Origin of the sequence: Allokutzneria sp. NRRL B-24872 (genome assembly GCF_002155965.1) — a bacterium.
In the GTDB taxonomy this organism is placed as follows: domain Bacteria; phylum Actinomycetota; class Actinomycetes; order Mycobacteriales; family Pseudonocardiaceae; genus Allokutzneria.
The window spans coordinates 40,351-47,683 of sequence record NZ_MUMH01000093.1 but is presented as its reverse complement, the minus strand read 5'-3'; the positions used below and the strand labels follow the sequence as shown (position 1 = coordinate 47,683).

General features: G+C 70.2%; 7 protein-coding genes. 1 reads left to right on the top strand and 6 read right to left on the bottom strand.

Annotation, left to right across the window (positions count from 1 at the left end; translation table 11 throughout):
• Positions 1 to 331 precede the first annotated feature (331 nt).
• Genes CCN37_RS23795 through CCN37_RS23785 form a run of 3 tightly spaced genes read right to left on the bottom strand, consistent with a single transcriptional unit; the run spans position 332 to position 3,320 of the window.
• Positions 332 to 1,000 (bottom strand): GPP34 family phosphoprotein, encoded by a 669-nt coding sequence (locus tag CCN37_RS23795; RefSeq protein ID WP_168200823.1) that lies wholly within the window; start codon positions 998 to 1,000, stop codon positions 332 to 334.
• A 20-nt stretch (positions 1,001 to 1,020) separates the two neighbouring features.
• A complete protein-coding gene (locus CCN37_RS23790; RefSeq protein WP_086824819.1) occupies positions 1,021 to 2,127 on the bottom strand; it encodes an acyl-CoA dehydrogenase family protein in 1,107 nt (368 codons plus the stop codon).
• On the bottom strand, positions 2,124 to 3,320 hold the full coding sequence (locus CCN37_RS23785; protein WP_086824817.1) for an acyl-CoA dehydrogenase family protein: 1,197 nt from the start codon (positions 3,318 to 3,320) through the stop codon (positions 2,124 to 2,126). The genes CCN37_RS23790 and CCN37_RS23785 overlap by 4 nt, the downstream gene beginning before the upstream one ends.
• Positions 3,321 to 3,338: 18 nt before the next feature.
• Between CCN37_RS23785 and CCN37_RS23780 the strand changes: the two genes are divergently transcribed.
• Positions 3,339 to 3,926, top strand: coding sequence for a hypothetical protein (locus CCN37_RS23780; protein ID WP_086824815.1), 588 nt, complete (start codon positions 3,339 to 3,341; stop codon positions 3,924 to 3,926).
• Here CCN37_RS23780 and CCN37_RS23775 read toward each other — a convergent pair.
• The 3 genes from CCN37_RS23775 to CCN37_RS23765 are packed head-to-tail and all read right to left on the bottom strand — an operon-like array spanning position 3,910 to position 7,290.
• A complete protein-coding gene (locus CCN37_RS23775; protein WP_086824812.1) occupies positions 3,910 to 4,752 on the bottom strand; it encodes a transglutaminase family protein in 843 nt (280 codons plus the stop codon). The genes CCN37_RS23780 and CCN37_RS23775 overlap by 17 nt on opposite strands.
• Complete coding sequence (locus tag CCN37_RS23770) at positions 4,749 to 5,696, bottom strand: alpha-E domain-containing protein (RefSeq protein WP_086824811.1); 948 nt, start codon at positions 5,694 to 5,696, stop codon at positions 4,749 to 4,751. Before CCN37_RS23770 ends, CCN37_RS23775 begins: the two co-directional genes overlap by 4 nt.
• Positions 5,697 to 5,712: 16 nt before the next feature.
• On the bottom strand, positions 5,713 to 7,290 hold the full coding sequence (locus tag CCN37_RS23765) for a circularly permuted type 2 ATP-grasp protein (RefSeq protein WP_246843252.1): 1,578 nt from the start codon (positions 7,288 to 7,290) through the stop codon (positions 5,713 to 5,715).
• Positions 7,291 to 7,333: the final 43 nt, after the last annotated feature.

Below are 7,333 nucleotides of genomic sequence, written 5' to 3'. Positions count from 1 at the left end.
CGCGCCGGCGTGGTCTGAACCCTCCCGTTTCGTACTCATAGCGGGAAAGGGGAGCGCTCTCTTTCCCGACAGGAGTACGAAACGGGTAAACGGCGACTTCAGCCCAGGGTGGCGCCCGCATCGGTAGCGCGGCGGTCCCGCGCGTTCGTCGGCCTCCGCCCCCGCGCCCCGCGTGGCACTCCGCGACAGTTCCTCTTGCGCGTTTTGGCTACGTGATGCGATTTGTGAACGTTCAACTTCGCAAGTAGTTGCCAGAACGCGTGGCAGGGAAAGGCGAAGGCGCCGCTGCCCGGATGTGGGCGGCGGCGCCTTCGGAGGTGGTGCGGGGGTGCTACTGGCCGCTGGCGGCCTGGCTGGAGACGACGGCGGCGACGACGGTCGCGGTCACCGCGGCGTTGATCGCGGCCAGCGCCTGCGAAACGCCCTTGGCGGCGGCGTCGTCGCTGGCCAGCTCCTTGAGGCGGGAGCGGGCGTCGCTGCCATCGCCGCCGGGGTACACGTGGCGGCCGAGCTTGCAGGCGTGCAGCAGCGCGCCGAGCGCGGCGGTGCGGTCGTCGCCGTCGGCGCCGCCGAGCACGACCTTGTCCAGGCGCGCCTTGATCTCCGCCTTGGCGGCCGCGTCCTTGACGGGGAAGCGGTGCACGGGGATGAGGCCGAGGACCTTCTTGCTGTTCTCCTCGATCACACCGGCGTTGGAGAGGCGGTCCGCGTAGGTGTCGCGGGTGTGCTTCTTCGCCTTGTTCAGCCAGGAGGACGGCTTGACGGGCTCGCCCTTCTCCACCAGTCCGGCCAGCGCGGAGTCGAGCGCGGCGTCGCCGACCGGCTTGGCGTCGGTGACGACGATCTTCTTGTCCTCGAACGCGATGCGGTCGGCGAGGGCGAGTTCGGTGAGTTCGGCGCCGGCGAGTCCGAGCACGACGGCGTCGCCCGAGTGCAGCTTGCCGTCCTCGTCGTCGAGGGCGAGCAGGAACAGTTCCTCGGGAAGGGTCCTGGAGGTCATGTCGCGCATTGAACCACGCCTCACGTTTGCCCCATCGACGGTATGTCCATCGGAAGGTGGACCAAGCGGCCCAATGTCCTCCGATGTTCGCCGGGTGTTCCCAGAGCGAGCTGGCCGACCTTTGCCCGCTTGAGCGAAAGGTGCGCCGGGTGCTCCCACGTCATGCCGATTCCGCCGTGCAGCTGTACGGCTTCCTCGGCCGCGCGAACGGCCAGCTCCGCGCACTCCGACTGGGCCAACGCCACTGCGATATCGGGATTATCCGAGCCTGTGGCCAGGGTTTCCGCCGCGTGCCGCGCGGTGGCCCGAGCGCACACCAGCTCCAGCCAGAGGTCGGCGAGCCGGTGCTTGATCGCCTGGAACGAGCCGATGGCCCGCCCGAACTGGTGACGCTCCTTGACGTAGCGGACCGTCTGCTCCAAGCACGCCTCCGCGATGCCGACCTGCTCGGAGGCCAGCAAGCCCGCGCCGACGAGCAGCGCCGACTCCACCGCTGCCACGGCGCGATCACCCGATGCGATGACAACACCTGGGGTGGATGCCAAAGACACGTCGGCGATGCGGCGCGTCATGTCGAGCGACACCACCTCGGTCACGGTGACGCCGGGGGAGTCGGCCCGCACCGCGTACAGCGCGGGACCGGATACCGGAACGACGAGCAGTGAGGCAGCTCCCGCGTCCACCACAGACGTCACCCGCCCGGTGAGCAGGCCATCCTCCTCGGACACCGTTGCGGGGAAAGGAGATCCGGGCGCCGTGGTGAGCGGAACGGCGAGCGCCCCGACTGTGGTGCCCGAAGCGAGCGAAGCCACCAGGTCGGACTCGCAGGCCAACAGCGCGGTGGTCGCGAGCACCGCGCTGCCGAGGAACGGCACGGGCGCGGTGGAGCGACCGAGCTCCTCCAGCACCACAGCTGTCTCGCGCAGCGAAGCGCCCTGACCACCGTGTTCCTCCGGCACGTGCAGACCCAACGCGCCGAGCGAAGCGAGCAGTTCCCACAGGGAAGCGTCGTACGGCGCGGCGGATTCCAGGCTCGCGATCACCGCCGAGGGCGGGCAGTGGTCGGTCAGCACCGCGCGGACGCTCGACCGGAGATCTTCCTCGATCTCGGTGTACAGCAGGTTCATCGCGGGAGGTCCTTCCACGGGCCGGAGTCGGAGCGCGGTTCGGTCGGCAGCCCGAGCACGCGCTCGGCGATGATGTTGCGCAGGATCTCCGAGGTGCCGCCCTCGATCGAGTTGCCCTTCGCGCGCAGGTAGCGGTAGCCGGGGCCGCGCCCGGTGAAGTCGACGATGTCGGGGCGCCGCAACGTCCAGTCGTCGTAGCGCAGGCCCTCCTCGGCCATCAGCTCGACCTCGAAACCGGAGATGTCCTGGGCGAGCTTGGCGAAGGCCAGCTTCATCCCGGAGCCCTCCGGACCCGGCCCGCCCGCCGCGAGCTGCTGGCCCAGGCGCATCCCGGTCAGCCGCAGCGCCTCCGCCCGCGCCCACAGCTCGACCAGGCGCGCGTGCAGCTCGGGCGTGCGCAGTTCCGGGCGCTGCCGCCAGGTGCTGGCGACGATGCCGATCATCCCGCCCTCGCGCGGGATCGCCGCGCCGCCGATCGCCACGCGCTCGTTCATCAGCGTGGTCCGCGCGACCTTCCACCCCTCGCCGACCTCGCCGAGCCGGTGCGCGTCGGGAATCCGCACGTCGGTCAGGAAGACCTCGTTGAACTCCGCCTCGCCGGTGATCTGGCGCAGCGGCCGCACCTCGACGCCGGGCGCGGTCATGTCGCAGACGAAGTAGGTGATGCCCTGGTGCTTCGGCAGCTCGGGATCGGTGCGGGCGAGCAGGATCGCCCAGCGCGCGGCGTGCGCGCTGGAGGTCCACACCTTCTGGCCGGTGACGATCCAGTCATCGCCGTCGCGCACCGCGCGGGTGCCCAGCGCCGCCAGGTCCGAGCCCGCGCCCGGCTCGCTGAAGAGCTGGCACCACACCTCCTCACCCGTCCACAGTGGACGGAGGAAGCGGTTCTTCTGCTCATCGGTGCCGTAGGTGAGCACGGTCGGCGCCGCCATGCCGAGCCCGATGCCGATCCGGCGCGGGTCGTTGTCGGGCGCCCCGGCCTCCTCCAGCTCGGCGTCGACGACCCGTTGCAGCTCCCTCGGCGCGGCCAGCCCGCCGAGCCCGACCGGGTAGTGCACCCACGCCAGGCCCGCGTCGAAGCGGGCGCGCAGGAACTCCAGGCGGTCGGTGGTCCTGGGGTCGTGCGCGGCGAGCAGGTCGCGCACCCGGTCCCGCGCCCCCTCGGCCTCCCCGCTGAGTGCAGAATGAGTCATTGATCGAATCTAACGCCGATGGGGGTCCTCGTGGAGTCCGTCTTCGGACCCGGGCTGGTGACCAGGTACTACGGCGGCCATGAGCTGTTCCAGCAGTCGGCGGACGAATCCCAGGACGACCCCGTGTACGTGGTGCTGGACCTGAGTTCGGGCGGGTTGTACGTGGCCACGGCATGGGACGTGCGAACGCTGCGCGGCTTCCCCGAACGCCTCTACCCGATCCCGCCGATGAGCAGGCGGGCAGCTGACGAACTGCTGGACCGGATACACCCGCTGGCCGACCGCGTCCTGCGCGACACGAAGCTGAACCCGCCGGAGACCGGGCCGGACGCCCTGGCCGCGGACGCGGAGATCCGGCGGATCACCGAGGCGTTGAGCGAGGACGACCTGGCCGAGGCCGACAAGGTCCACCTGTACCAGGTCGAGGAGGTCGTGCGCGGCGACGAGGCCGAGGCGTTCGGGATCACCGCGGACACGACCTTCGCCCGCCTGCTCGACATCGAGCAGGAGATCCTGGACCGGATGCCCCGGCGCGAAGGTGTGTGGGTGTGCCCCGGACTGAAGGACTACCTGTTGGACCTCGAGAGGGCTACGCCAGGCGGGTGATCTCCACGTCCACCTCCAACGCGGAGGCGGCGGCGCCGGAGTAGATCCCCTTCAGCGGTGCCACGTCGGAGTAGTCGCGGCCGAGGGCCACCCAGACGTGCCGGTGCCCCACGGGGATCGCGTTGGTCGGGTCGTAGCCCCACCAGCCGCCGGTCCACGCCTCCACCCACGCGTGGCTCTCGCCCTTGACCGTCTCGCGCACTTCGCCGTCGGGGTTGGTGTGCAGGTAGCCGGACACGTAGCGCGCGGGAATTCCTATGGAGCGCAACAACAACAGGCTCAGGTGTGCGAAGTCCTGGCACACGCCCTCCTTTGCCTGCCACGCGTCAACGGCCGAGCTGCGCACCGATGTCCGACCCTGCTGGTAGGTCAGGTGTTCGTGCACCCAGGTGGCCACGTTGAGCACCGCGTCGGCCGGGCTCGCCCCACGGCGCAGCTCACGCGCCACGGCGGCCAGCTCGCGGTGGCGCGGCACGGCCGAAGTCGCCTCCAAGTACTCGGTGTACCGGTCGACGACGTCCTCCGAGCGCAGCCGGTTCCAGGTCGCGGTGGTCACGGGATCGGCCGCGGCCGCGGTCTCCACCACCGACGAGCCGACGATCTTCAGCTCGGTGTGCGGCGCGTGCAGGTCGAAGGAGGTGACCACGTTGCGCCAGTAATCGGTGTAGCGGTAGGCGCGCGTCGCCGGGGTGGTCTCGACGCGGTTGACCACGACCTCCTGCCGGTGATCGCCGCGCGGGGTCAGCCGCACCTCGTTGAAGGACTGCACGACCGGCGCGGAGTAGCTGTAGCCGGTGCTGTGCACCACGCGCACGCGCCAGCTCACGAGACCACCTCCGCGTTGTTCCACGCCACCCACGGCGCGGAGTGGAAGTACTGCAACGACACGGCCTCGCCGACCTCGTGGATCATGTCCTGCAACGCGCCGAGCCGACTGGGCAGGTCCTCCAGCAGATCGGCCGGGCGCAGGAACTCCAGGTCGCTGCGAGCCCGCCCGAGCAGCCGCAGCGCCTCCGCCTTCGCCCCGATCCGCACGCTCGGCCGCTGGTCCAGTTGCTCCAGGCACGCCTCCGCCTGGCGCAGCGCGTGGAAGACCGAACGCGGGAAGAGCCGGTCCAGCAACAGGAACTGCACGACCCGGCCCGCGTCGATCGCTCCGCGATAGGTCCGCAGGTAGGTGTCCTGGGCGCCCGCCGACCGCAGCACCGTCACCCACCCGGGCGAGGAGAGCTTGTCGCCGACGCGGGACAACAGCAGGCGCACCACCATGTCCACGCGCTCCACGGAACGACCCAGCACGAGGAAGCGCCAGCCGTCGTCGCGGCTCATCGTGGAGTCGGCCAGCCCGGCGAACATCGCGGCGCGCTCCTCGATGAAGGAGAAGAACGCGTGCGGGCCGACGCGCCGGGCGTAGCGCTGCCGCTCGGCGATGGCGTTCCAGGTCGCGTTGAGGCATTCCCACATCTCCGTGGAGACCACCTCGCGCGCGCCCCGCGTGTTCTCCCGCGCGCTGGTCAGCGACGACGTGATGGACCCGATCTGCTCGGGGGAGTAGGCGACGAGTTCGGTCAGCGACCACGCGTCCAGCGACAGGTGCTCCGGTGGCGCGATGCCCAGGACGCCGAGCAGCTGGCGGCTCGTCGAGTCCGGGTTGACCGTGGCGTCCTCCAGCAACTGGTGCACCGAGACGTCGAGGATGCGGGCGGTGTCGTCGGCGCGTTCGACGTAGCGGCCGATCCAGTACAGCGATTCCGCGTTGCGTGCGAGCATGTCGTCCTCCTCCCGGTCACTGCTGTTGTTGTTGCGCGGCGGTCAGTTCCGGTCCCTGTTCGGTGACGCGGCCGTCCACCGCGTGCGAGCCGACCAGGCCCGGATCGCCCAGCTCGCGTTCCACTGTGGACGATCGAGACGCCAGTACCCACGTGTCCTTCGAGCCGCCGCCCTGCGAGGAGTTCACCACGAGGCTGCCCTCCGGCAGTGCCACCCGGGTCAGCCCGCCGGGCAGCACGAACACGTTCTCGCCGTCGTTGACCGCGAACGGCCGCAGGTCCACGTGTCGCGGCGCGAGCCGGTCGCCGACCTTCGTGGGCACAGTGGACAGTTGCACCACGGGCTGCGCGATCCACCCGCGCGGGTTCTTCTTCACCCGCCTGCGCATCGCGGCCAGCTCAGCGCGAGAAGCGTTGGGGCCGAACACGATCCCGTAGCCGCCCGAGCCCTCAACCGGCTTGATCACCAGCTCTTCGAGGTGGTCGAGCACGTGCGCGCGCTCATCAGCCAACCAGCACCGAAACGTGTCCACGTTGGGCAGCAACGGCTTCTCGTTGAGGTAGTACTGAACGATCTCAGGAACGTAGGTGTGCACGAGCTTGTCGTCCGCGACGCCGTTGCCCACCGCGTTCGCGATCACCACGTTGCCCGAGCGCGCCGCGTTGATCAGCCCGGCGACTCCGAGCACCGAGTCCGGCCGGAAGTGCACCGGATCGAGGAAGTCGTCGTCCAGGCGTCGGTAGATCACGTCGATGGGCCGCTCGCCCTCGGTGGTGCGCAGGTAGACCACGTTGTCCCGGCAGAACAGGTCGCGGCCCTCCACCAGCTCCACGCCCATCTGCCGCGCCAGCAGCGAGTGCTCGAAGTAAGCGGAGTTGTGCACGCCGGGTGTCAGGACCACCACCGTCGGATCAGCGGCGTTGGGCGCGGCCGAGGCGCGGAGCGCGCGCAGCAGGTGCACGGCGTAGTCGGAGACCGGCCGGACGCGGTGCCGCGCGAACAGATCCGGGAACACCCGCGCCATCGTGCGGCGGTTCTCCATCACGTAGGAGACCCCGGACGGGCAGCGGACGTTGTCCTCCAACACCCGGAACGTGCCCTGCTCATCGCGGACGAGGTCGATCCCGGACACGTGCAGCCGGACCCCGTTGGGCGGCGAGATCCCGAACGCCTCGCGGTGGAAGTGCTGGCAGGAGGCGATCAGCCTGCGCGGCAGCACCCCGTCCCGCAGGATCTGCGCGTCCCCGTAGATGTCGGCCAGGAACGCCTCCAGGGCCCGCACGCGTTGCACGATCCCGCGTTCGAGCTTCGCCCACTCCGCAGCGGTGATCACGCGCGGGATGAGGTCAAGCGGGAACGGCCGCTCCTGGCCGGAGAGCGAGAACGTGATGCCCTGGTCGACGAACGCCCGGCCCAGCGCCTCCGCCCGCGCCCCGAGATCGGCGATCTCCGTCGGTGCGATCGAGTCGTACAGGCTCCGGTAGGCGGGGCGGATGCCGAAGTCCGTCGCGAACATCTCGTCGTAGGCGCCCGCGTGCGGTCGCGTGGGGTTGAGGTAGCCGTCGAACAACGCGCTCGTGATGACCGGGTTCATCGTCCACATCCCGTCTGAGCTGGGCGGCACCCTGGGAGAGACA

Excerpts from the sequence above, each read along its gene's own strand:
- CCN37_RS23795 (WP_168200823.1), bottom strand. The coding sequence starts at position 1,000 with ATGACCTCCAGGACCCTTCCCGAGGAACTGTTCCTGCTCGCCCTCGAC.
- CCN37_RS23790 (WP_086824819.1), bottom strand. The coding sequence starts at position 2,127 with ATGAACCTGCTGTACACCGAGATCGAGGAAGATCTCCGGTCGAGCGTC.
- CCN37_RS23785 (WP_086824817.1), bottom strand. The coding sequence starts at position 3,320 with ATGACTCATTCTGCACTCAGCGGGGAGGCCGAGGGGGCGCGGGACCGG.
- CCN37_RS23780 (WP_086824815.1), top strand. The coding sequence starts at position 3,339 with ATGGGGGTCCTCGTGGAGTCCGTCTTCGGACCCGGGCTGGTGACCAGG.
- CCN37_RS23770 (WP_086824811.1), bottom strand. The coding sequence starts at position 5,696 with ATGCTCGCACGCAACGCGGAATCGCTGTACTGGATCGGCCGCTACGTC.
- CCN37_RS23765 (WP_246843252.1), bottom strand. The coding sequence starts at position 7,290 with ATGAACCCGGTCATCACGAGCGCGTTGTTCGACGGCTACCTCAACCCC.